Below are 21831 nucleotides of genomic sequence, written 5' to 3'. Positions count from 1 at the left end.
GGCTCAGTTCTCAGGAGTGAGGCGGCAAAACTTCTCATGGGATGATCGTGCGCTGCACACCATGACGAGCGAAGCCGCCTCCGGTTCCCTCTTTGCCTGGGGATGGGATCTCAGCCCGAGTTCTGCGCCGAGATGGAGGCTGCCCGCCAGGACGAGGGGCGCCGCGACGGTGAGCCATAGCCGCGTGAGGATGCGATCGGCTCTGAAAGGCATCAGCTTTCTCCCGTGAGGATCCTCCAGAGGGACCGGAGCACCGGCAGCCGCTCAGCGATCCAGGCCGCCTGATCCGAGAACCAGTGCGCTACTGCCGCCGCGCCGAGGAAGGCCACGACGACGGCGTGCTTGAGGCGCCGCAGGAGGTTGCTCAGCACCTGCCGCTCGATGCGCTCGTCCACCAGCTCATCGAGCAGGGCGAGGCGCCGCTCGTCCTGGCGCGCGAACCAGCGGTGCCAATGCGGCGGAAGGCGGATGGGGCGGAGGTGACCGCCCTGCGCCGCATCGCCCTCCTCTGGTTCGGGGGATTCGGAAGACTCGACACTCATCGCGATCCTCCGTGCCCCCCAACCCCTGTCTCACCCTCGGCGGGGCGGTTCGGCCCCGAGCAGCCGCAGGGCGGGTTCGAGGACCGTCTCCTTGCTGGCCCGCTCATCGAGGGGCAGCGCACCGAAGATCCGAGCCGCCACGCCCGCAGGACCGCCCGCTCCACGCACGACGCGGGCAGGAGCGGTGGCGAGGACGTGCTTCGTGCCCTCCGCGACCACCGCCGGGGCGACATCGACGCCCACCCTCTGACCGCGCACGGCACCGGAGACGGCGTTCTGGCCGTAAGCGACACCCGCGCGGATCGCCGCCTCGACCCGCTCGCGGGTCAGGATGGACGCGGCCCAGGGGGCGGCGCGGGCGATGCCGGCTGTGGCCGCCGCAGCCGCGATAGGCACGAGCGCCGAGGTCAAGGTGGAGAAGACGGCACTTAGATACTCGCCCCAGGGAATCGCGGCAGCCTGCTCCGTTCCGGCGGCGAGGGCGGGAACGATCGTGCAGAGCAGAGCGAGTATCAACGAAACATGGGTCATCGGCGTCTCCTTGGCGGTGTGGAAAGGGATTGGGCGGGGCGCCCACGGATCGCCGTGAGCGCCCGACGCGCCCAGACGAGGCGGCGCGGCAGGGCTGGAATGCCGGGGCGCTCGAACAGGCGGCAGACCGTCTCGGTCGCCTGCGCCAGGGTTACGCTGCGCCTCAGGGCCGCCAGGGCGTCGGCTTCCGGCCCGCGCAACTCCGCGACGAGGTAGCCTTCGTTAGCGGCGTCAGAAGCGGGGTCGAGGCCGTGCACCCTGCTCCATTGCTCCATCGCCACCCGGCGCGGGCCGGTCCACTGAGCGAGGCCCCAGCCGCCACGGGAGCCGCGCTTCAGCGGCGCGATCTCCTGGAGGTGACGGAAGCCTCCGGTCTCATGGCCCAGATTGCCGAGGAGCCCCGCCGCCTGGACATCGGTGAGGGCGAGGTCGCGCATCAGCGCGGGCCCCAGCCGCGCGCACCGGGCGGCGAATGGGTCGACAGCGGACACGCCGGGAGAAGGAGGTCGCACCATGGCACGCTCCGGAATTCGGGACAGGTTCGGGAGGGGTCTACGGCCGGGCTAAAGGGCCTCGGAGATCAGGCAGATCTGGAGGGCGGCGGAATCCGCGGAGGCCGTCGGTTCCGTGTAAGAGAACAGACGCAGGCGATCACCCGCGCTCTGGAAGGTCATCCGGCTATAGGCAAAGGTCGAGCGAAAGGCGCTGCCCGTGCCGGTGCAATGCCAGAGGAACCAGGGACCATCTGCCTCGTCTATATAGACGCCGAGACCGTATTGGGTGCCGGAAGCTGTGTGGTCGAGAAGCCGGAGATTGGCGTCGACCTGATAGATCCCGGTACGAGGGCAGACATACCAGTTGTTGGCGCTGTCCCAGTTCTGCCCGTCATCGGACAGGATGTTCGGCATCACGACCCGGTGGAACCCATTATCCAGCACCTGTTTCGGGCCGGGATAGGCGACCGAGGTGAAGGTGCTGCGGTTCGCCATCGGCTTCCGGCCCGCCACCGTCCAGCGGCTGACGCCATCGCTCTGCAGGGAAAGGAACGCGTAGGGTGTGTCGAGCACCAGGCCCGGCATGCCGTTGATCGTATCGCCCGATGTGAGGTGAAGGGTGAGAGGCCGCGCGGGCGAACAGGCGCCGGTCTCGTCCAGGATCGTGAGGTTCGTACCCGGAGGAAACGCCGAGGCGGATGGCAGGGTGAGCGTCTGGGACGCCGTGAGCTTCGTGACCGCAACGATTCGGTCGGTCGCCTGGACGGTGTAGTCGGCATCCGAGACCGCCACCCGTGAGGGCGCCAGGGCCCGCTGGACATACGCGGTCGTCGCGATCTGGGTCGAACTGTCCGTAGAGGCGGGGGTCGGGGCGACCGGACTTTTCGAGAAGGAAACGATGCCCGTCGCCGCCGCAGCTTTCAGGGCTGTGACGAAGGCCGAGCCGTCGGAGGACGTCTTCAGCACGAAATCGTCGCCGCCGAGGGTTCCGAACAGGGCGCGGCTCGACCAGCCGGTCTGGAAGACGAAGCCGGCGTCCCGGCTCGCCGCCTTCTTGTTGACAGTGAAACGCGCGTCGCCCGAGCCGGGCGTGACATCGTCCCACGAGAACAGGGCAGCATCGGATTTCAAAGCCAGCCGGTTCGTGGCGTCGGCCTGGGTGTTGATGCCGAGCCGGTCCAACGCACCGGAGGAGGTCAGCGGCGCCCAGGTCTGCCCGTCGAAGACATAGGCGCGCTTCTCGTCGGCGATGTAAGCGATCCAGCCCGTAGCAGGCACGGCGCCGACCCAGACGCCGTCCGTGAACCGGACCACCTGCCCCGACAGCCCAACCCAGGCGCCTGTGGGAGAGGGGGCAGTGACGAGATAGCGGTCGCCCTCGGCCGGGCTCGTGGGGGGCGCGCCGAGATCCTTGTCGAGGCAGGCGAGTTGCACGAGGCCGTCGAGCAGAGCCAAGGCCTCGTTATGGGTCACGTGCTTCTGAGCCTGCCCCGCCGCCAGCAGCGGCAAGCCGAGATGGGTCGTGACGTCGGACATGGCTTGAACCTCCGGGATCAGGCGCTGCGAACGGTTATGAGGGCGCGGGTGGCCGGGCCGGGGCCCGCCGTCGCGCCGACCTGGGCGACCGCCACGTCGAGGGCGTGCTGCGGGCCGCCGAAATCGGCCGTCTCGGAGTCGGCCGCATAGACAAGCGCGGGGGCGTCGGCCGTCAGCGATCGCACCGCCCGGCCGCTCGCAAACAACGTGACGAGGTAGCTCTCCGACGGCTCGTCGGGCGGGATGTCCACGGGCTCCCAGGCATCGGCCGAGCGGCGCGCCTGACGGATCCAGCTCAGACGGACATCGCCCTTCACCCGCCGCGCCCGCAGGTGCACCGGCCGCAGCGGCTTGAGCGCACCGAGTCCGGCTGTGGCGTCGAGGGAGGCCATGGCTGGATCGGCGGGGTCTAGTCCCGCTGCCCCGATCCGATAGCGAAAGGCTCGTCCCGCCTCCTCGAGGCGATCGACCAGGGGCGTCACCGCTCCGTCGTCGAGCCGGACGATCAGGCTTCCGGCGGGCGCGCCCCTCGCCGCCCCCGCCTCGCTTCCCGCGAGCCCGCGCAGCAGCCCGGAGAGGCGGAACGTATCGCCCCCCGTCACCTCGGCGTCCATGGCCGAAAGGATCTCGACCGTGCCGTCCGGCGCCAGGATGGCGAAGAGGTTGCCGCCTGCCAGCATGGCCTGAAGCGAGACCGAAGCGAGCGCCCCGGCCCGCCGCAGCATGACGGCGAGGCTCGCACCCCGGTCGCGACGCCAGACCGGGCCGGGCGGCAACTCCGACAGGGTAAACCCGAGGCAGGCGGGAAAATCGACGCTGCCATGGACAGCGAAGGCCCCCCGGCCTCCGCGCGCCAGACGGTCAGGGAGCCCGCCCAGGGCTCGGCGCCGACGGCGAGGTATTGGAGGCCGGTGGGCGTGCCCCAATCCGCCGGAAGGTTCAGGGCGACGGGGAACGGCGCGCCTGGAGCGGGCACCGACGGGGGCTTCGGCGCTGCGGGGCTGTGTGGGACCAAGCGTGCCGGGCCCGCGCGGGGCGGCACGCGGCTCGCCTCGATCCGCCGTCCGGCGGGGCTGTCATCGATCCGCTCGACCCGTACCACCATCGCCGGGCCCGGCCCGTCCGATGGCAAGGCGAGGCAATCGCCGGGTTCCACCTCCCGGCGCCGCGGGCTGAGGGTGAGGACCGCGCTGTCGCGGGCGGCGATGACCCTGTCGAGCCAATCCTCGGCGAGCCCATCCCCGACCTCGCGGCGGGTGACGATGGCAGTCTCGATCCTCGTCTGCCCCCGCCGTCCGCCGACCGGGCGCGACGCGGCGACGTTGGCCCGGCGATACTCGAGGCTGTCGGACTCCGTGACCGCGATGGACACGCTCAAGGGCAGCGCGGTCTCCTCGGCCCTAACCCGGCGCAGGGTCGCCGCCGCCTCGGAGACCCGGACGAGATCCGCCTCCGCGAGGATGACGGGCGGATCGCGTCGCGGCCCGCGCAGCCGCAGCGTGCCGCCATTCGCCGAGACATCCAGGCCATAGACCTGTGCGAGGGGCTCCAGGGCGCCGCGCGCCGTGAGCGGCCGGTCGATGACGTAGCCGTCGAGATAGGCCGCCGCCTGGACCGAGACGGGGGCGTCGAAGCCGAGTTCGGTGAGGATGCGCACGATCAGCAGGTCGAGGTCGCAGCCCTCGATCCGGCCGGTGATCCAGTGCCCGAGCCGCCATTGCGGCGCGTCCGCCCAGGTGGACGTCATGTCCGAGAAGACCGGGAAGGGTCGCGCGTCCCAGCACCAGACGAATAGGCAGGCCGGATCGACCATCCGCCCGCCATAGACCGTGGAGACCGGATTATCGGAGGCCGAGAAGCCCGGCGCGGCGGGATCGAACCGGCACAGCACCGCTTCGACGCCACGCAACTGGATCAGGTCCTCGCGCAGGCCGCTCGATTCCGGCGGGAAGGCATTCTCCGAGGATTTCGGATCGGGGAAGACGTTGGGGCCGTTCATGCCCTTGTCGACGGCCGGAACGCCGAGTTCCGTCAGCCAGATGGGCTTGCCCCCCGGCACCCAGGCGGTGGCGCGGGTTTCGACGCCGCCCTCGCGCTCGACATGGCGGTTGGACCACCAGCCGACGAGATCCTTCGGCCGGAAGATCCACGCCTTGCCATAGGCGCCGTCCGTGATCGGCACCCGGTTCTGGGCGGCGCGGGCAGCGCCGTCCGGATAGTACCAGTCGAACGCTTCGCCCGACGCCCCGGCGGCCTTCAGAAACGCGCGGTCATGGATGTCGCCCGCGCTCGCAAGGTCGGCATGGGCGGGGGTATCGCGCCAATCGGTGAAGGGCGGATACCAGTCGATGCCCACCGCCGCGATGTTCGGATCGGCGAACAGGTCGTCGAGGGGAAAGCGGATCGTCGCCCCGCCATCGAGGACATGGGCGCCGTATTCGGTCCAGTCGGCCGCATAGATCAGGGGTACGCTCGCCCCGGCCCTGGCGCGCGCCTCGGCGGCGAGAATCCGCAGCGCCGCCACCGCCGGATAGCCGGAAGCGCCACGCACCCGCGTCAGCCCGACGAGTTCGCTGCCGATGAGCAGCCCCGCCACCCGCCATCCGGACGCGACCCAACCGGCCACGAGGTCCGCGTAATGCAGGATGAGGGCGCGGTATCCTCCAGCAAAGAAGGCCGCGACCTGCGCCTCGGCGGCGGCGGTGCCGTCGGGGCTGCCGGTCATGCCGGGGGCGGGATCGCAGGTGATGCGTCCGCGCCAGGGATAGGCGGGCTGGGACGCGCCCGGATTGCGGGGATCCGGCAGGGCGTTGCCCGGCGGCACGTCCATCATCACGAAGGGATAGAGCACCACGTCGAGCCCCCGCGCCGACAGTTCGGCGACGAGGCGCCCGAGCCCGGCATCGGACGGCGTGCCGCCATAGGCGGGGGTGACGCCGTCGGCTAGGCGGGACACGCTGCCGACTGCCGCGCGGGTAAGCCCGGCGACGCTCCATTCGTCGCCCGTCGTCGTCTTGGTGCCGGTCTCGACCTTCGGCGCGACGCGGCAATGGCCCGCGCGCAGGTCGTCCCCGAACCACGCCACCACCACGGCGACCCGGCGCAGGTTCGGGCACAGGGCTTGAAGCGCATCGAGGGAGGCGAGCACGTCGCTCGTGCGCGCCTGCTGGTGGCGGTTCGCGCTCTGGGTGCGACCGCAGCCGAGATCGACGGTCACGGCGGCGGGATCGAGGACGAATTCCCCCGCGCCAGGAATGAGATCGACGGCGCGGATCAGGCGGCACAGGCCGTTCACCGGCCGCACCACCTCGAAGGAGAATTGCGGGATGCGGTTGCCGTAATCGGCGAGCGGCAGCCCCTCGAAGACGACGTAGGCGAGGCCGCGATAGGCCGGGGCGTTCTGCGCTCCCTCCTTGGCGACGATCAGCGGGTCGGCCGCCTGATCCGCCGTGCCGGTATGCAGGCGCCACGTCACACGGGTCAGATCGATCTCGGCCCCGTCCGCCCAGATCCGGCGGACGAAGGCGATCTCGCCCTCACAAAGGCCCACGGCGAGGTTGGCGAAATAGGCATAGGCGGTGCGCACCGTGCGCTGGCCGCTCGCGCCCTTCGACGGCGCCGCCGCCCGCTCCACGGTCGTGTTGGCGACCTCCAAGGGTCGCGTCGCCCAGATCAGGCTTCCGCCGATCCGCGCCCGCCCATAGACGCGCGGGATCGGATCGCCCTCGGTCGAAGTCATGCCCGAGACGTCGGTGAGGCGCGGCCCCTCTACGAACTTCGTCTTGCGGCCGGAGCCGAACAGGGCGCCGTCGATCACCGACCCGAGCGCCGACCCGGCGGCGCGGCCGAGCCCGCCGCCGATAGGGCCCCCGATCGCGGACCCGAGGGCGTTGCCGACGGTGGAGAGGACCAGGGTCGCCATGGCGGGCTCCGTTCGGGTCAGGGGCGCGGCGGAAAGCGGAAGGCCCCGGCGAGATGGCGCCGCCACCAGGGGGTAAGGGCGACCTCCGTCACCTCCGCCCGGTCATGGGCGTGGATCATCGCGTCCGGGCCGGAGGCGATGGCGCAGTGGCGGGCGGGCAGGTGGGGGCGGAAGGCGAAGAGCAGGACGTCGCCGGGCCGGGGCGCAGAACTGCCCAAGGGCTCGTCCACCGGCAGGAGATGGCGGGTGGCGGCCTCAATGAATGGGTCACTGCCCGGCGGCGCGGATTCCGCCCAGGTGGCGCTGTAGGGCGGCGGGCATTCAGGTTCGTGCCCGTACAGATCGCGCCAGACCCCACGCAGCAGGCCGAGGCAATCGCAGCCGATGCCCCGGAGCGACGCCTGATGGCGATAGGGCGTGCCGAGCCAGAGGCGCGCCCGCATCACCGCCTCCATCCCGATCTCGTTGGCGCTCACCGGAAGTAGCTCCCGCCATCGAGGACAGGGTCCGAGCCGGGCGCGCCGCGCAGAAGCACGTCGTTGCCGGGCATGTGCGGGAAACCCTGGAAGTTGACGGCATTGGCGAAGCGGTCGCGGCAGGTGGCGAGGCGCTTGTCGCAACCCGCCGTGAGGGTGAACGTGTCGCCGACAGCCACGGCGCGCGGGGGCGGCTCCCACAATTCCACCAGGGCGCCCGCCTGAAGCCGCAGATCGGCGGAGAGGCCCGCATTGGCGCCTCCGGTCCAGGCCAGGCGCCCGCCGGTGAACAGCCCCTCCGCGTGGTTGCCGTCGAGGGCGACGCTCAAGGTCGCGGGCTCGGGCAGGGCGAGGACACGGCCATTGGCCCGCCAAGGCGACAGGTCGACCCGGCACCTCGCATCGCCCAGATTTGCGCCGCAGGTCGCCCGGCAGCTGCGCCCGCCCTCCGCATCCAGCCGCGCGGCGACCCCGCGCAACTCGCCGACGAAGGCATCGCCCTCGCGGCGGATCTCACCGATCGTACCGATATCGAGCAGAAGGCGCGTCTGCGGGTTCGTCCAGTCGACGAGCCACGTCTCGACGCTCGCCCCGTCATAGAGGCCGCCCGCGATGTCGGCCTCCGTCAGGCCGAGAGAGGACAGTGCCCCCGCCACATCGCCGCCGGAGACGGCGAAGCCCGCCTCCGCGCTCGCCTCGGCGGCCTCGAGCCCCGTGCGGGCGGCGTGAACGAGCCCGGCCAGGGTCAGGTCGCGATCATGGTCGGTGAAGCCGAGGGCGGTGCCGTCGCGGCGGCGGAGCGACCAGCACCGGCACAGCGTGGTGACACCCCCCGCGACATGCGTGGCGAAGGCGGCGGGCAGATCTCTCACGGCACGATCTCCACGAGCGGCACCTTCGGAATCTCCCCCGCCGTGAAGGCGGCGAGATCGACGGTGAGGTCGTCGGTGTCGAAGCGGACGGGCACATCGAAGGCGAAGCCCGCCGTCACGGCGGCGTTCGCGGCGGGGGCCTTGGCGAGGGTCACGAGGCCTGTCGTGGCATCACAGGCGAAGGCGGAGGCCGGAAGCTCTACGCCCGCCACGGCCACGCGCACGCTGCCCACCACCGGCTTGGCGATGGCCCGGCGATAGGGCGCGAAGCCGCCGCCATAGGTCTTGGCGAGGGAGAACGCGACGCTTGCCCCGTCGCCTTTTCCGATGGTCTGGTCGAAGGGGCCCGGCGTCTGACCCGGCGGGCCGGAGCGGAAATCGACCCTGTCGCGGTAGCGGAAACCGTAGAGGCGCCCGCGCCGCTCCTCGAAGAAGGCGATCACGGCGTGGAGCGCGTCGAGGCTGCGGATGCCGAAGCCGGCATCGTAGCGGCGGCGGGAATCGGCCCAGCGTCCGTTGCGGTGCTCCCGCCCCGAGGCCAGGGTGACGATCTCCGTCAACCTCTGCGGACCGCCGCCGCCGCGCAGCGCCACGTCGAGGGGGAACAGAACCTCGTGGAAGTCGTCGGCCATGGCGCCCTCCCAGTCAGAGGCCGCGCTGGCCGCGGGCCACCGCCCGCGCGAGCGTGGCGGCGACCTGCGCCTCGGATCGGCGGAAGGCACCCGGGTCGGGCGTCGTGATGGTTACGTTGACCGAGACCGGCCGAGGTGAGGCACCCGCCGCGACGCCGAGCTTCCCATCCGGCCCCCGGGCCAGCGGCATGATCGCCTCGGGCCCCGCCTCGCCCATGAGCCCGGCGCCGCCCGCCATAGGGAAATAGGTCGGCGCCGCCACGACCCCGCCTGCCGCGAAGGGCGTGACCCGCCCGCCCTGGAACACGCCGCCCCGGGCGAAGGTGGGTGTGGCGTCCCCCGTGTCGGGTTCCGTCAGGGACTTGAACAGGCTCTCGAAGCCGGAGCGCAGCGGGCCGCTGGCCGCCTTGGCGGCCAGGGTCGCGAGCCGCGCCCCGATTGTGCCGAGCACGCCATCGAGGCTGCGGCCGGATGTAGCGCTGCGGGCGAGCGCGCCGGTCAGGCTGCGGCCGAAATCCTCGGCGAGGCGGTTCAGCGTTCCCAGTTGCGCGATGCGTGTTGCGGTTTGACGGTCGGCATCGGTCTGGTCGCTCATGGCGTGCTCCCTGCGGGTGACGGATCGGGATAGGCCGCGAGCAGACCCTCGAGGGCGGAGCGGCTCAGGGGCGCACTGCCGCCGGGGCGAGGCAGGGCGGCAGCGAATTCACGGGGCGTGGCGGCCCAGAAATCGGCGGGTCGCCAGAAGAGGCGCCCGAGGGCGAAGGCCAAAGCCTCGTCCCAGGGAAAGGGCCGCGAGGGGGCGGGGCTCAAGCCCCGCTCTCCTCCCCCGCGGCAGCGGAGGGTTTTCCGGCTGACCCATGCCGAAGGCGGCTTCCAAAACCTCGCCGAGGGCGACGATGACGGCGCCGAGATCACCCGCGAGGGGCAGGCGGCGGACCTCCTCGTCCGGAAGGTCATGGCCGCCGCCGCGCAGGGCCGCGCCGAGAAGGGCGATGAGATCGCCGGTCCGGGGTCGGCCGGAGGCGAGGTGCCCAGCGAGCCCGGCCAGATCTTCGGCCCGGAGGGCATCCTCCAGTTCCGCTAGCGCCCCGAGGGTGAGACAAAGGGTGTAACGGCGTCCGCCCAGGGCGAGCGGCACCTCTCCGCGCCTGCGATTGGCCATGGATCGCCCCCGCTCAGGCCGCCGTGAAGGCGATCGCGCCTGCGGATTCGAGGCTCATGTCGAACGTGACCTCGCCCGTATGGTCGCCGCGATAGTCGAGGCTCGCGATCTGGAACGGCCCCTCCATCGTGCCGAAGGCGGGCACTACGATCTGGAAGGCGGCGATCTGCCCGTCGAAGAACATCTGCCGCAGGCGGATGTCCGACGCTTGGTCACGGAACACACCGGAGCCCGAGACCGAGGCGCGGCGCACCCCCGCGCCGGCGAGCAGTTCCCGCCAGCGCCCGGCGGAATCGGCATTCGTCACATCCACCGCCTCGGCGTTGAGCGTGAATTGCCGGGTCCGCAGACCCGCCACCGCGACGAAGCCGCCCGCCCCATCGCTTGCCCGGATCAAGAGGTCTTTGCCTGCCTGCGCGCCCATCTCGTCCTCCTCGTCAGATCGTCTCGGTGACGGCCTCGGCCGTCAGGGTGGCGCGGGCCTCGCCCGTGCGTTCGTCGCGACTGGCCTTCAGGACGCTCACCCGCAGGGTCACGAGGCGGCAGCCCTGGAGCGGCATGTCCGGGGTCGAGAGCAGCGCGGCCATGCGCGCGGCGGCATCGAGTGCGGTGCGCACGGAGCCCGGCTTGGCGATCACGGCCACCTCGTGCCGGTGGCGATGGCGTCCGGCCCCATCGACGGAATCGTCCCGGATCTCAGATTCGCCGAACAGTGCGTAGACCGGCGCGGCCCCGCGCGGCGGCTCGTCGTAGAGCCTTACCGACCCGCCGAGCAGGGCCTTCAAGGCGGCGTCGGCGGCGAAGCGGGTGAGCATGCCCGCGCGGAAGGCGAGAAGGGGGCTCGGATCGCTCATGCGGAGACCTCCGGCGGCAATTCCTCGACCTCACAGACGAGGTCGCGCCCGCGCTCGTCGGGATCGGCGACGCTGCGAATGGAGAAGCGGCGCGTCCCGGCGCTGAGGCGCATGGACGGCGACAGCCCGGTGCGCGCACGCAGGGTGATGCGGTGGGTGACGAGGCTGTCGGCCCGCCCCCCGCGCAGGCGCGGGACGGCGCCGAGGGTCGCGATCGCGCCCCAGAGGACGGGTCCCGGCACGAAGCGGCGCAGCACGCCGCCGAACCCGTCCGGTTCCTCCACAGGCCGTTCAAGCACGAACCGGCGCCGCCGCGCCCCGAGAGGCGGGCGTCGGTCAAAGGATGCCATGGGGGGCTCCTGTCGGGTGGGAAGTCAGAGGCGCAGGCGGCGCGAAGGCGCGGCAAGGCGACGGGCGTCGTCAGGGGGCGCGTCGGCCTCGTCGCCCCGGTGTTCGTAGCGGGCGGCGGCCAGCCGCAGCACGGCCAGCCGCAGATCCTCGGGGATCGGGGGGCCGTCCCCGCCGAACCCGGCGGCGACCTCGATCACGATCGTCGCCATGCCGGGATCGGGCAGGATGCCGGTGAAGGACAGGCCGGGCGCTTCCAGAGGATCCGGTCCGATCGCGACGAGGCCTGCCGGAAGATCGGTGATCGTCCCGTCGGGGGCCGCGAGCCCGGTGCGGACGAGGCCAACGAGGGGGCTGAGCGGCACGGGCAGCCAGCCCTCGGCGGGCCAGCGTGCGAGGGCGATGCGGAAGCGCCCGGGGAGGAGCACCCGGCGCGCCTCGGTCTCCAGGCTGACCCGCGCGGCCGAAATGAGCCTGGCGAGCAGCGCGTCCTCGACCCCGCCATCGTCGGCATCGAGACGCAGGTACAACCGCAATTCCATTACGGTCACCGGCTCGACGGGGGTCGTCGCGGCGCGTATCGGGGTCATCGCGCGGGTCTCCTTCAGGACGTTCGATGCCGTTGCCCAGAGCCGTGCTCGCCCTCTGCCTGATGCTGCCCGCCCTACCGGCGGCGGCCATCGTGGGCGGGACCGAAGCTCCGCCGCAGAGCGCGGTGATGGTGTTGAACTCGGCGGGCGGCGTATGCAGCGCCGTGGTGCTGGCACCCGATGCGGTGATCACGGCAGGCCATTGCGCCGCCGGGCCCCAGGCCCTGCGGGTGCATTATCGGGGCCCAGACGGGTCGCCCGTCCTCGTCGAGGCGGCGGCGCGCGCGATCCATCCAGGCTACGATGCGGGCGCGGTCGCCAAGCGTCGGCGCTCGGTCGATCTCGCGCTGCTGCGCCCGTCCGAGCCCCTCCCCGCCCGCTTCGCCCCGGCCGATCTCGGCGCGGGCGAGGCGCGGGCGGGCGAGACCCTCACTCTGTCGGGCTACGGAGCGGCGAAGCCCGGCGATCCCCGCTCGACCGGCACCTTCCGCAACGTGGCGATACCGGTGGTCGAGCCCTACGGCCCGAGCAAGCTCCTGGTCTGGATGCAGGGCGCCCGAGGGGCCGGGGCCTGCCAGGGGGATTCCGGCGGGCCGGTCACGGGCGCGGACGGCGCGGTCCTCGCGATCACGGCCTGGATCGGCGGGACCTGCGGCGGCCTGACCCAGGCGGTGCGTGTCGCCCCGCAACGGGACTGGATCGACAGAACATTAAGTCGCTGGAGCCTCTCGGCCCATTGGCGACCTTGAGATGTCCAGAAGCAATCCGTCACATCCTTGAGTATTGCGGAACTTGAGCTTGGCCGACCGGTTTGTCCGGTCTACCGTCGTCTGGGCTCGGTTCGCGTTGCGTCACCTTGGCCATATCCGGAGTCCCCGATGCCTGCCCGTTTGCCCCGCACGACCGGACCGCGCAGGACGAGCCTCCGTCTCGCCGCGGGTCTGACGGCCTTTGCCGGCCTCTTCGGAACGATGCCCGCCGCGCAGGCGGTGATCCAGGGCGAGGTCGCCCGTGATCCGAACGGCACCCGCACCTTCGTGGTGCGTGTCGAAAGCACGGATGGCGAAATCTGCTCCGGCACGCTCATCGGCCCGGACCTCGTCCTCACCGCCGCCCATTGCGTCATGCGCCCGGCGGGCTACCGCGTGGTCAGCGTCGATCGCGCCTTCCGGCAGCACCGCGTCAACGTCATCGCCGCGACGATGCATCCCGATTTCGTCCCCGGCACGACGCCAGAGGACCAGCCGGGGGTCGACCTCGCGCTCCTCAAGCTTTCCCAGCCTCTCGGGGCCGACTATCTCCCCCTCGATCCGCGCAGCGCCGGGTCCATCGGCACGGGCGATACGGTGGAGATCGCCGGCTACGGTGTGGTGGCTGAGAATCGTCGCGGCAGCGCGCGGGTGCTGCGTCAGGCCGCCCTCGTCTCCATCGGCTCCCTTCAGGTCGCCAACCGCGTCACCGTGGTGACGGATCGCCGCCGCCTCGCCGAGACGGCGGGGGCTGGCGCCTGCCTCGGGGATTCCGGCGGGCCGATCCTGACCGGCGGACCGGGCGGCTACCGGATCGCCGGGGTGGTGAGCTGGTCGAGCGGTGCCATCCAGCAGGGCGCCCGGCGCACCGCCTGCGGCGGCTTCACCGCCGTGACGCCTGTGGCCGAGCATACGGGCTGGATCGCCTCGCGGTCGGCCGAGCTGGCACAGGTCCAGCCCGGCACCGAGATGCCCCGCCGCCACCGCAGCGACTGGATGGCCCGTCCCGGCCGGCGCTGACGCGCACCGGCCGGTCACTGCCGCGATCAGGCGAACTTCAGAAGCTTGATCGCCTCGAAGTCCTGCACCCCGCCGCCCACGCGCTTCGTGGTGTAGAACAGCACGTAGGGCTTGGCGGAGTAAGGGTCGCGCAGCACGCGCAGGCCCGTGCGGTCGACCACGAGATAGCCCCGCCGGAAATCGCCGAAGGCGACGGAAAGGCTGCCCGCCGCGATGTCGGGCATGGCCTCGGCCTCGGTGACGGGAAAGCCCATCAGCGTCGCGGCGCGGTCGGCGGCGAGCGGTGGCTGCCAGAGGTAGTTGCCGTCCGCATCCTTGAACTTGCGGATGGCGCTCTGGGTCTTCCGGTTCATCACGAACCGGGCGTTCTGCCGGTAGGCCGCGCGCAGGGCGTAGACGAGATCGAACAGCACGTCGGCCGGGTTCGATGCGGCGAAGGCCGCCGAATTGCCCGTGCCGACGAAGCCGAGCTTGCCGGGCGCCCACGAGGCGTTCGCCACCGTATCGGAGGCGAGGAAGCCCTTCGGACGGCCATTTCCGCTGCCGCTGACGAAGGCGATGCCCTCCTGCTCCGCGAAGGCGGTCTCGACCTCGCTCGCCAACCATTCCTCGACATTGACCACCGCGTCGTCGAGGAGCGTCTGGGTCGCGGCGGGCATGGCGTAGAGTTCCGCCGCCGGGAAGGCGATCTGCGCGAGGTTCGGCGCGTCCGTGCCGGGGCGCTGGGCGGTTTCAGCCACCCAACCGGTCACGGGCGCGCCGATCGACACCGCCCGCTTGTACTGTCCGCCGGAGATCTGCTGCACGCTGGCGATGGCCCGGATCGGCGACAGGGCGGCGAGGCGCTGCAGCACGGTGCGCTCCAGATTATCGGGGGCGAGGTAGCCACCATCCGGCCCCGACCCCGCCGACATCGCCTTGGCTTCCAGCCGCTTCAGCCCGCCGCTCTCGCCAGCGCGGACATAGAGATCAAACGCCGCCTTGTGCTCCTGCGAGGCGCCGTCGTCGCGGGTGCGCGGATCGGCAAGCGGGGGCGGGCGCGTTCCAGGCCGATCCGGTCGAGCCGGGTGCGGGCGGCGTCGAGGGCGGCGTCGATGCGGGCGAGCTTCTCCTCGGTCACGACATCGGCGCCCAGGCACCCTTCGATCTGGCGCAGACGGTCGTCGTTCGTCTCCTTGAAGGCCTCGAAGGCGACGGCGAAGTCATCGACGGCCGAGCGGATCGGGCCGGGCCCGGCGGCCTTGTTCTCGAGCGGCGGCAGGATGGCCTTGGTTTCCAGGGTCTGGGTCTCGATGGCGGCGTGGCGCGTCATGGGCAAACCTCGTCTGGGGGGTGAAGGAAGGATCAGGCGGCGCGGTGCCGCGCGGGGGCGATCCGGCGGGCGAGGCCGCGGATCGCCTCGGGACTGGGGCTCGGGCTCGCCCGCGCCCCCGGCTGCAGGGGGAAGGTCACGACGGAGATCTCCCAGAGTTCGATCCCCTGCAGACGGCGGGAGCCATCGGCGCCGGGGCGGGCGCTGATCGTGCGGAAGCCGATAGAAAGGCCGTCGAGGGCGCCCTCGCTCATCAGCGCCGCAATCTCGCGGGCGCGCTGGACCCCGAGGTTGAGCTGGCCCTCGGCGTAGAGGCCGCGCGCATCCTCACGGAGCGACAGCCAACGGCCGATTGGCTCCGCCGGATCGTGCTGGAACAGCATGCGCACGCCTGCCGCGCCGCGCCGGGCGAGGCTGCCGGAGAAGGCGCCGGGCATGACCACGTCCCTGCCGAGATCGGGCACGCCGAACACGCTGGCGTAGCCGCTGATGAGGCCATCCATGAAAATCGTCCTCGCTGTGGGATCGTCGGTGTCCGGCCGCTCAGGCCGTCGGCGCCTCGGGCAGGTAGCCCACCGCCTCGCGCTTCTCGGCGCGGGTGAGGAAGTCGGCGGCCTGCACCCGCCGCCAGAGGGATTCCCGCTCCGAGGCCAGGGCCTCGATCCGGTCGAGGTCGGGCTCCAGGTCCACCGCGCCGAAGACGGGCTCCAGCCAATGGGCGATGGCTTGGGCCGTCCGCCGGACGAGGGGGATCAGCGTCTGCCTGTAGAGCGCCCGGTTGGCCTCGGCGTAGTTGGCGTGGGTGCTGTCACCCGGCAGGCCGAGGAGCAGGGGCGGCACCCCGAAGGCCAGGGCGATCTCGCGGGCCGCCGCGTTCTTGGACTCCACGAAATCCATGTCGCGGGGCGAGAGCGCGAGGGGCTTCCAGTCCAGCCCGCCTTCGAGGAGGAGCGGACGGCCCGCATTGCCCGCTCCCTGGTAATTCGCTTCCAACTCGCCCTTGAGCCGGTCGAACTGCGCCTCGGAGAGGGAGGCCCCCGCGAAGACCAGGGCACCGGAGGGACGGGCGGCATTGTCGAGGAGCGCCTTGTTCCAGGCCGCCGCCGCGTTGTGAATGTCGAGTGCCGAGGCCGCCGCCTCGATCGGCGGCAGGCCGCCATGGTCGTCGCCCGGATGGAACAGGCTGAGCGCGAGGATCGGCGAGACCACCCCCTCGCCGATGTCGAACCGGCGGCTGCGCCCGCCGACCGTGTAGACATAGGCGCTGGGCCACCCGTTGGGGCCGGTCACCACGCGGATCCGGTCGGGCCGCAGCGCCTGCAGCCCCACGACCCGGTCCTCGATGCTCACCGCTTCGAGATAGGCCGAGCCGGAGAGCATCAGGTCGGCGTAGAGGGTTTCCAGCAGATCCGTGCCGCTTTCGCGCAGGTTCGGCCGGGCGAGCAGAGCCATCAGGTCCCGTCCTTCGCCCGAGACGGGCGTGAGAGGGAGGCTTGCAGCCGATTCCGCCACCAGCCGCACCGCCCGGTAGACCACCGGGTTGCGTTGATAGCCGGCCTGCGCGAGCGAGGCGGGATCGCGTGGCGTCCAGTTCGGGCGGCAATCGGCGTAGAGCGCGAAGCCCGGTGGCGACGCCTTGGTGGCGAGCGCCGGGCGCACGCGTCCGGCGGCTCTCGCGAGCCGGGCGAAAAGCTTGGGCATGAGCGTGCCTCGTGCGGGGGAAGATGAATGAGCCCGGCGGCGTCGGCCGCGAGATATTGTCGCAATGCGGACGAGCGTGTTGCTTTCGCAACAGCAGCCCGGCGCCTGATGCTGTATTCGGAATACGGTTCGTTCCAGAGACCACGGACCCACTGAACGGCGCGCCTCCGATGGGGCGCGCCGTTTTTTCTCGGGTCGATGGCACGGCGAACTTCTTTGCGCCGGGGGACGTTGGACAGCGACACCCAACGCAAAGGGATCGCTTCATGCTCGTTCGTCACATCGCCGTGTCCGCCGCCTTCCTCGCCGGCCTGACCGGGGCCGCCCTGGCGCAGACGTCTCCCGCCCAGACCCCCGCCTCCTCGGCGCCCGTCGTCGCGCCGCAATCCGGTTCGACCGGCTCGCCGAACGCCGCGACCATCTCGCCGAACGGCAACCCGGCCGACACGGTGACCACCAATTCCTCGGCGGGCGGCAATGCAGGCCAGCCCTCCCGCGCCGTGCCGCAGGGCGGCGGCAACTCGAAGTAAGCCACATCCCCTCGCCCGGCGGACCTCTCCACCGGGCGAGCCCTACAACCGCCTGATCCTCGGCTCGGCCCGTTGCCCGAGCATCAATTCGGTGAGAGCCCAGACGAGAGCGTCCAGGCGATCTGGCGAAGCGCCGCTCGACAGGCCGTCCGGCCCGAAATCGCACATCTCATCTTCGAGGACCGGCAACGCGCCGACATGGTGGACGAGGCCGCGGGCGTAGAGCAGCGAGACCGGCTCCGCCCGCAGATATTTTCCCCGGCTGGCCCGCACCGGCAGCACGGGCACGGTGGGATCGCATTGGGCGAGAACCGCCTCGGCCATCTCGCCCCCTGGTTCACCTCGACCACGAGCGCGTCGGCCTGAAGCCGGTGGTAGAGCGCGAGGGCCGCCGCCGACCATGCCGTCGGCGTGGCGCGGGCGAGGCTCTCATCCGCCAGCACGAAGGCGCGCTCGCCCTGCCGCCCGGCGGCGACGATCCCGCAGGAATCCGAGCGCGCGCCCGAACTCGCGGGCGGATCCACCGCCACGACGATCCGCGACAAGTCCGGCGCCGCAGCGATCCGGGACGCCTCGATTCCCTCTCGCGACCAAAGGGCATCCGGGCGGTCGGCGATGAGCTCGCCGTCGAGTTCCTGCCGCCCGAGCCTCGTCCCGGCGTAGCGCCCGACCACGGCCGAGAGGAAATCCGGTGCCAAGTTGTCGGCATTGTCGTGGGTGCGGGCCCGGGTGACGACGGTGCGCTGATCCGACAGGAGCCGCCGGATCAGCGGGATCGGCCTCGGCGTGGTGGTGACGAGGCTGCGGGGCCGGGCGCCGAGGCGCAGGCCGAATTGCAGCATGTCGAAGGCGGCCTCCGCCTCCCGCCACTTGGCGATCTCGTCGCACCATGCCGCGCCGAATTGTGGCCCGCGCAGGGAATCCGCCTCCTCGGCCGAGAAGGCCTGGGCCATCGCCCCGTTATCCCACACCACCCGGCGGCGGCTTGGCAGCCAAAGGGGCCGCGCCCGGCCCCGACGAGGCAAGTTGAGCAGGCCGGATTCGCCCTCGATCATCACGTCGCGCACGTCGTGCAGCGTCTCGCCGACCAGGGCGATGCGCCCCACCGGCTCGGCGGTGAAGGCCCGGTCGCCCCGCGCCAGGGCATCGACCCATTCGGCCCCCGCCCGCGTCTTGCCGCAGCCGCGCCCGCCGATCACCGCCCAGGTCGTCCAGTCGCCCTCCGGGGGCAGTTGATCGGGCCGCGCCCGGTGGATCCAATCCGCGTCGAGCCCGCACAGCACCGTCGGCGGCAGGCCCCCGAGAAAGTCAGCCAGTCTCCCCGCTCGCGACAAAGCGATCAAAGCGTCGCGCGATCTCCTCCCGGAGTGCGCCGAGATCGCCGGGGGCATCGTCGGATCGGACAGGCTCGTCACGCGGCTCGCCCTCCCCTTCGTCACCGGATCCGAGATCGTCCAGAAGCTTCTTCAGCCCGCCGAGATCGCGCAGCACCTTGCTCGAATCTATGACCGGCTTCGGCTCCGACAGGGCCGCGTCGAGGACGGCGATCTGCCGGGCGACATGCGCCCTCAGCCTTGCCCGCAACCGGTGCGATCCCAGCGCATCACCAGCCGATCCGAAGGTGTCACGCAGGAGAGGACCGGCCTCGCGGGAAAAACCCGTCGCCTCGGCGAGATCGCCGGGATCGACCTCTGCCACAGCCAGCAGACGGGACATGGCGTCCCGCCGAACCACCGGCCATTTTTCGAGAGTTCGCCGTTGAGGGCGGGGAAGGCGCGCCCCGGCCTGACGGCCAACATTGGATGCCATCGGCCGCCCCCACACTTCTTGAGCGTGCCTCTTGTCTACCGAACCAGCGTCCGGCTGTCAACGATAAAAATCATAATCAAAGTTTATCGTCCTGCAGCACTGGCTAGGCACACATGTCCTGTGTGCGCAGCCGGAACGGCACCCTACCCGGCACGTTGACCGGCGCGTCCTGTTCGGCCACCCATCCCGATAGCGCATATGAGTAGAGCATGGGCGAAACCCCATCATCGGCCGGACGGAGCGGATCCCAGGTGTCGGACGATGCGGGCGCGGCTGCGCTGAGCGATAGCTTTCGCCGTTTTGCGGACGTGGTGCCGCTGATGTTGTGGCGCTCCGACCCATCCGGTCAGGTCGTCCATCACAACGAATGCTGGCTCGACTTCACCGGGCGCAGCCCGGAGGACGAGCTCGGCAAGGGCTGGCGCGACGGGCTCCATCCGGAGGATTTCGACCGGCACGCCGAGATCGTTGCCAAGGCGCTGGAAGCGCGCGAGCCCTTCACCGTGGAATTCCGCCTGCGGCGGCACGATGGCGTCTACCGCTGGCTGCTCGACACGGCCCGCCCCCTCGTGGAGGACGGCCGGTTCCTCGGCTATCTCGGCTCCTGCTTCGACATCACCGACCGGAAGCATGCCGAGGAGCATATCGAGCACTCCCTCGCGGAGAAGGAGGCTCTGCTCGCCGAAGTCTATCATCGGGTGCGCAACAACCTTCAGGTGATGGTGAGCCTGATCGGCCTCTACGGCCGTGCCGCCCCCGAGGCCTGCCGGGGCAGCTTCGAAGCCCTGGGCCAGCGCGTGCGCGCCATCGCGCTGGTGCAGCAGCATCTGCACGAGGCGCCCCACATCGCCTCCATCGACCTGCGCGACTATCTGCGCCGCCTCGCCTCCGGCCTTGGCCAGTTGCGCCGCGCCGGGCGGATCGGGGTGCAGGTGAATGGCGACGGCAACGGGCTGGTGGAGCCTCGCACCGCCAACGCCCTCGGCATGATCGTCGCCGAGATCGTGGCCGAATGTCTGGACGCCACCGCCGAGACGGTCGCCTGCTCCATCGCCATCGGGATCGAGGCGCCGCCGGACGGGCCGACCACGGTCTCGGTCGTCTCCAACGTCAGCGATGTGGCCGAGCCCAACCGGCCGAACGTGCCGAAGCTCGGCCCGCGCCTGATCTCGGCCTACGCGTCCCAGGCCGAGATCGTCGCGAGCGGCGAAGCGACGCCCGCGAACCCCCTGCGCCTGCTCCTCCCCCTGCCCCGGGCGGACGAGAACGCCTGAGGCGGGGGTTGCGGCGCGATGCCGATTCGTCACCACGGTTTGCCTGTCCTATAGGGGCGAGCCTCTTTCGGACTTTCCGACCATGCTGCCGCCCATCGCGACCATCATCGAAAACTTCGAGATCGTTGAGGACGAGGACATGCGCCTCGAGTACCTCATCGAACTCGGCAAGGCCCTTCCCCCGCTGCCCGAAGCCCTCCGCAACGAGACCAATCGCGTTCACGGCTGCGAAAGCCAGGTTTGGATCAACACGTCAGTCGAGGAGGACGGCGGCACGCCGCACCTCGTGCTGCAAGGCTTCAGCGACTCGTTCATCGTCCGCGGCTTCGTCGCGCTGATGATCGCGTACTACACGGGCAAGACCCCGCAGGAGGCTGCCAAGCTGGATGGCCTGGATCTGTTCCGGCAGCTTCACTTCGGTGCGCACGTGACGTCCAAGCGGTCTAACGGGGTTCGGGCGATGGTCGAGCGCATCCATCGCGACGCCGTGCGGCTCGCGGCCTGACCGGGAGACCTCGCGGCGCCCTGCAAAAGGTCTCGGACCTTCTGAAACCAGGACTTCGGCTCAGGCCCGGTCGCGCCACTGGCGCGTGCGGGCATGGTCGGGGCCGCGGGCTTCGCGCTCCAGGCCGTAATGCTCGGCGAGGCGGGCCAGCGCGATGCGGGCCACGACCTTGGCAGATCGCGCCGGCCAGCGCCGCTCCGCCTCGATGCGTTCGAGCCCCTTGAGGAAGCCGCACAGGTCGAGGAGCAGGTCCGACAGGTCGTGCCCCACTGCTGCCAACGCCGCGCGCACCCGTTGGCGGGCTGCCACCGCACCGTCGGACGCCCCCGCCACATCGCGCGCGCCGCCGCCATCGACGCGCGGCGCCGTCCAATCCGTGCCCATCTTCGGCAGCATCAGCGCCTGCGTGATGTCCCGGCGCAAGCGCTCACCCGCCTCGTACTCGACCGGATCGATCATCGGGCGTCCGTCGCGGTCCCGCCGCCGGGCCATCCAGGCGAGCGGACTCTCACTGGCATCGCGCAGGGGCGGTTCGTTGGCCACTTGGCCCCGCACCACGTCGAGATGCTGCGCCCGGAACGGCTCGATCTCGCCACCTTGCTCACGCCGCAGCCGCGCGAGACCCGCCGTCGCGAGGACGAGTCGCCCGCCCTCCTCCCCTACGACGAGATCGGCCTCCCGCAACTCATGCCCCGCCTTACGCGTGAACCGCCCGCCGCCGACCGACACCCCCGCCTCTTCCCGGCGGATGATCAAGGCAGCCCCGTCGAACGGGTCAGGCCGCGCATCGGCTCCGGGCGTGGCGAGCGCCGCCAGGAGGCGTGTGGCCTCTCGCGACAGGATCGCACCCGCCTGCTCCCGAGGCCTCTGAGGCTTCCGCAGGATGCCGTCGCGGGTCTCCATCTTCTTACCGAGTGACCGGCGGATCGGCCGGAACCCTGGAACGTCTCCGCGCTTGTTCATGTTTTGTTC

At 71.2% G+C, this 21831-nt stretch carries 23 protein-coding genes and 4 pseudogenes; 5 read left to right on the top strand and 22 right to left on the bottom strand.

All coding sequences use genetic code 11. The features are described from left to right. Positions 1–3 precede the first annotated feature (3 nt). The 16 genes and pseudogenes from ACFQE0_RS07655 to ACFQE0_RS07580 all read right to left on the bottom strand — a co-directional run bounded on the left by ACFQE0_RS07655 (position 4) and on the right by ACFQE0_RS07580 (position 11959). On the bottom strand, positions 4–213 hold the full coding sequence (locus ACFQE0_RS07655; protein WP_378968535.1) for a hypothetical protein: 210 nt from the start codon (positions 211–213) through the stop codon (positions 4–6). Continuing rightward, positions 213–542 (bottom strand): hypothetical protein, encoded by a 330-nt coding sequence (locus ACFQE0_RS07650; RefSeq protein ID WP_378968532.1) that lies wholly within the window; start codon positions 540–542, stop codon positions 213–215. The genes ACFQE0_RS07655 and ACFQE0_RS07650 overlap by 1 nt, the downstream gene beginning before the upstream one ends. A 30-nt stretch (positions 543–572) precedes the next feature. Then, positions 573–1073, bottom strand: coding sequence for a hypothetical protein (locus ACFQE0_RS07645; protein WP_378968530.1), 501 nt, complete (start codon positions 1071–1073; stop codon positions 573–575). After that, positions 1070–1588 carry a phage tail tip lysozyme gene (locus tag ACFQE0_RS07640; RefSeq protein ID WP_378968528.1) on the bottom strand — a complete coding sequence of 173 codons (519 nt, stop codon included), beginning with the start codon at positions 1586–1588 and terminating at the stop codon, positions 1070–1072. Before ACFQE0_RS07640 ends, ACFQE0_RS07645 begins: the two co-directional genes overlap by 4 nt. 48 nt (positions 1589–1636) lie before the next feature. Next, positions 1637–3103, bottom strand: a complete 1467-nt coding sequence (locus tag ACFQE0_RS07635; protein WP_378968526.1) for a DUF2793 domain-containing protein — start codon at positions 3101–3103, stop codon at positions 1637–1639. 17 nt (positions 3104–3120) lie between these two features. Continuing rightward, positions 3121–7025 (bottom strand): annotated as a pseudogene (locus tag ACFQE0_RS07630) (baseplate multidomain protein megatron). Positions 7026–7042: 17 nt separating this feature from the next. Further along, on the bottom strand, positions 7043–7480 hold the full coding sequence (locus ACFQE0_RS07625) for an NlpC/P60 family protein (protein ID WP_378975357.1): 438 nt from the start codon (positions 7478–7480) through the stop codon (positions 7043–7045). Positions 7481–7497: 17 nt separating this feature from the next. Beyond that, complete coding sequence (locus tag ACFQE0_RS07620; RefSeq protein WP_378968523.1) at positions 7498–8373, bottom strand: DUF2163 domain-containing protein; 876 nt, start codon at positions 8371–8373, stop codon at positions 7498–7500. Next, complete coding sequence (locus ACFQE0_RS07615; RefSeq protein ID WP_378968521.1) at positions 8370–9005, bottom strand: phage distal tail protein, Rcc01695 family; 636 nt, start codon at positions 9003–9005, stop codon at positions 8370–8372. The genes ACFQE0_RS07620 and ACFQE0_RS07615 overlap by 4 nt, the downstream gene beginning before the upstream one ends. 13 nt (positions 9006–9018) lie before the next feature. Next, positions 9019–9600, bottom strand: coding sequence for a phage tail tape measure protein (locus ACFQE0_RS07610; protein ID WP_378968519.1), 582 nt, complete (start codon positions 9598–9600; stop codon positions 9019–9021). Continuing rightward, the gene (locus ACFQE0_RS07605; RefSeq protein WP_378975355.1) at positions 9597–9962 is read right to left on the bottom strand and encodes a phage tail assembly chaperone; all 366 of its coding nucleotides are present in this window, start codon (positions 9960–9962) and stop codon (positions 9597–9599) included. Before ACFQE0_RS07605 ends, ACFQE0_RS07610 begins: the two co-directional genes overlap by 4 nt. After that, positions 9844–10167: pseudogene (locus ACFQE0_RS07600) on the bottom strand (gene transfer agent family protein); the annotation flags it as partial. The gene ACFQE0_RS07605 and the pseudogene ACFQE0_RS07600, both read right to left, overlap by 119 nt. 13 nt (positions 10168–10180) lie before the next feature. Next, positions 10181–10591, bottom strand: coding sequence for a phage major tail protein, TP901-1 family (locus ACFQE0_RS07595; protein ID WP_378968517.1), 411 nt, complete (start codon positions 10589–10591; stop codon positions 10181–10183). Positions 10592–10604: 13 nt separating this feature from the next. Then, complete coding sequence (gene gp17 / locus ACFQE0_RS07590) at positions 10605–11021, bottom strand: tail completion protein gp17 (RefSeq protein ID WP_378968514.1); 417 nt, start codon at positions 11019–11021, stop codon at positions 10605–10607. Next, positions 11018–11371: a head-tail adaptor protein gene (locus ACFQE0_RS07585; RefSeq protein WP_378968512.1), complete on the bottom strand. Its 354-nt coding sequence runs from the start codon at positions 11369–11371 to the stop codon at positions 11018–11020. Before ACFQE0_RS07585 ends, gp17 begins: the two co-directional genes overlap by 4 nt. Before the next feature lie 24 nt (positions 11372–11395). Continuing rightward, positions 11396–11959, bottom strand: a complete 564-nt coding sequence (locus ACFQE0_RS07580) for a head-tail connector protein (RefSeq protein WP_378968509.1) — start codon at positions 11957–11959, stop codon at positions 11396–11398. Positions 11960–11985: 26 nt separating this feature from the next. Between ACFQE0_RS07580 and ACFQE0_RS07575 the strand changes: the two genes are divergently transcribed. Together ACFQE0_RS07575 and ACFQE0_RS07570 are read left to right on the top strand one after the other, a co-directional pair. Then, the gene (locus ACFQE0_RS07575; RefSeq protein ID WP_378968507.1) at positions 11986–12708 is read left to right on the top strand and encodes a S1 family peptidase; all 723 of its coding nucleotides are present in this window, start codon (positions 11986–11988) and stop codon (positions 12706–12708) included. 129 nt (positions 12709–12837) lie between these two features. Next, complete coding sequence (locus ACFQE0_RS07570) at positions 12838–13728, top strand: S1 family peptidase (RefSeq protein WP_378968505.1); 891 nt, start codon at positions 12838–12840, stop codon at positions 13726–13728. Between the two features lie 26 nt (positions 13729–13754). Here the strand turns inward: ACFQE0_RS07570 and ACFQE0_RS07565 are convergent. The 3 genes and pseudogenes from ACFQE0_RS07565 to ACFQE0_RS07555 form a co-directional block, all read right to left on the bottom strand. Next, a pseudogene (locus ACFQE0_RS07565) lies at positions 13755–15040 on the bottom strand (phage major capsid protein). Between the two features lie 32 nt (positions 15041–15072). Then, entirely contained in the window at positions 15073–15543 is a 471-nt protein-coding gene (locus ACFQE0_RS07560) for an HK97 family phage prohead protease (protein WP_378968503.1), read from the bottom strand. 40 nt (positions 15544–15583) lie between these two features. Continuing rightward, positions 15584–16741 carry a phage portal protein gene (locus tag ACFQE0_RS07555; protein WP_378968501.1) on the bottom strand — a complete coding sequence of 386 codons (1158 nt, stop codon included), beginning with the start codon at positions 16739–16741 and terminating at the stop codon, positions 15584–15586. A 266-nt stretch (positions 16742–17007) separates the two neighbouring features. Between ACFQE0_RS07555 and ACFQE0_RS07550 the strand changes: the two genes are divergently transcribed. Next, entirely contained in the window at positions 17008–17271 is a 264-nt protein-coding gene (locus ACFQE0_RS07550) for an immunoglobulin domain-containing family protein (RefSeq protein WP_378968498.1), read from the top strand. 42 nt (positions 17272–17313) lie between these two features. Here the strand turns inward: ACFQE0_RS07550 and ACFQE0_RS07545 are convergent. Next, positions 17314–18662, bottom strand: a pseudogene (locus ACFQE0_RS07545) (DNA-packaging protein). Then, positions 18580–18987, bottom strand: coding sequence for a hypothetical protein (locus tag ACFQE0_RS07540; protein ID WP_378968496.1), 408 nt, complete (start codon positions 18985–18987; stop codon positions 18580–18582). Before ACFQE0_RS07540 ends, ACFQE0_RS07545 begins: the two are co-directional and overlap by 83 nt. A gap of 302 nt (positions 18988–19289) precedes the next feature. On the opposite strand from ACFQE0_RS07540, the gene ACFQE0_RS07535 reads away from it, so the two are divergent. Next, positions 19290–20354, top strand: coding sequence for a sensor histidine kinase (locus ACFQE0_RS07535; protein WP_378968493.1), 1065 nt, complete (start codon positions 19290–19292; stop codon positions 20352–20354). A gap of 82 nt (positions 20355–20436) precedes the next feature. Next, complete coding sequence (locus ACFQE0_RS07530) at positions 20437–20859, top strand: SufE family protein (RefSeq protein WP_378968491.1); 423 nt, start codon at positions 20437–20439, stop codon at positions 20857–20859. A gap of 60 nt (positions 20860–20919) precedes the next feature. Here the strand turns inward: ACFQE0_RS07530 and ACFQE0_RS07525 are convergent, their stop codons facing one another. Continuing rightward, positions 20920–21762 carry a DUF6456 domain-containing protein gene (locus tag ACFQE0_RS07525; RefSeq protein WP_378975353.1) on the bottom strand — a complete coding sequence of 281 codons (843 nt, stop codon included), beginning with the start codon at positions 21760–21762 and terminating at the stop codon, positions 20920–20922. Positions 21763–21831 lie beyond the last annotated feature (69 nt).

The organism is Methylobacterium komagatae (genome assembly GCF_042661665.1).
Classification (GTDB): domain Bacteria; phylum Pseudomonadota; class Alphaproteobacteria; order Rhizobiales; family Beijerinckiaceae; genus Methylobacterium; species Methylobacterium komagatae.
The sequence above is the reverse complement of the archived record's forward strand: the minus strand, read 5'-3'. Positions and strand labels throughout refer to the sequence as shown.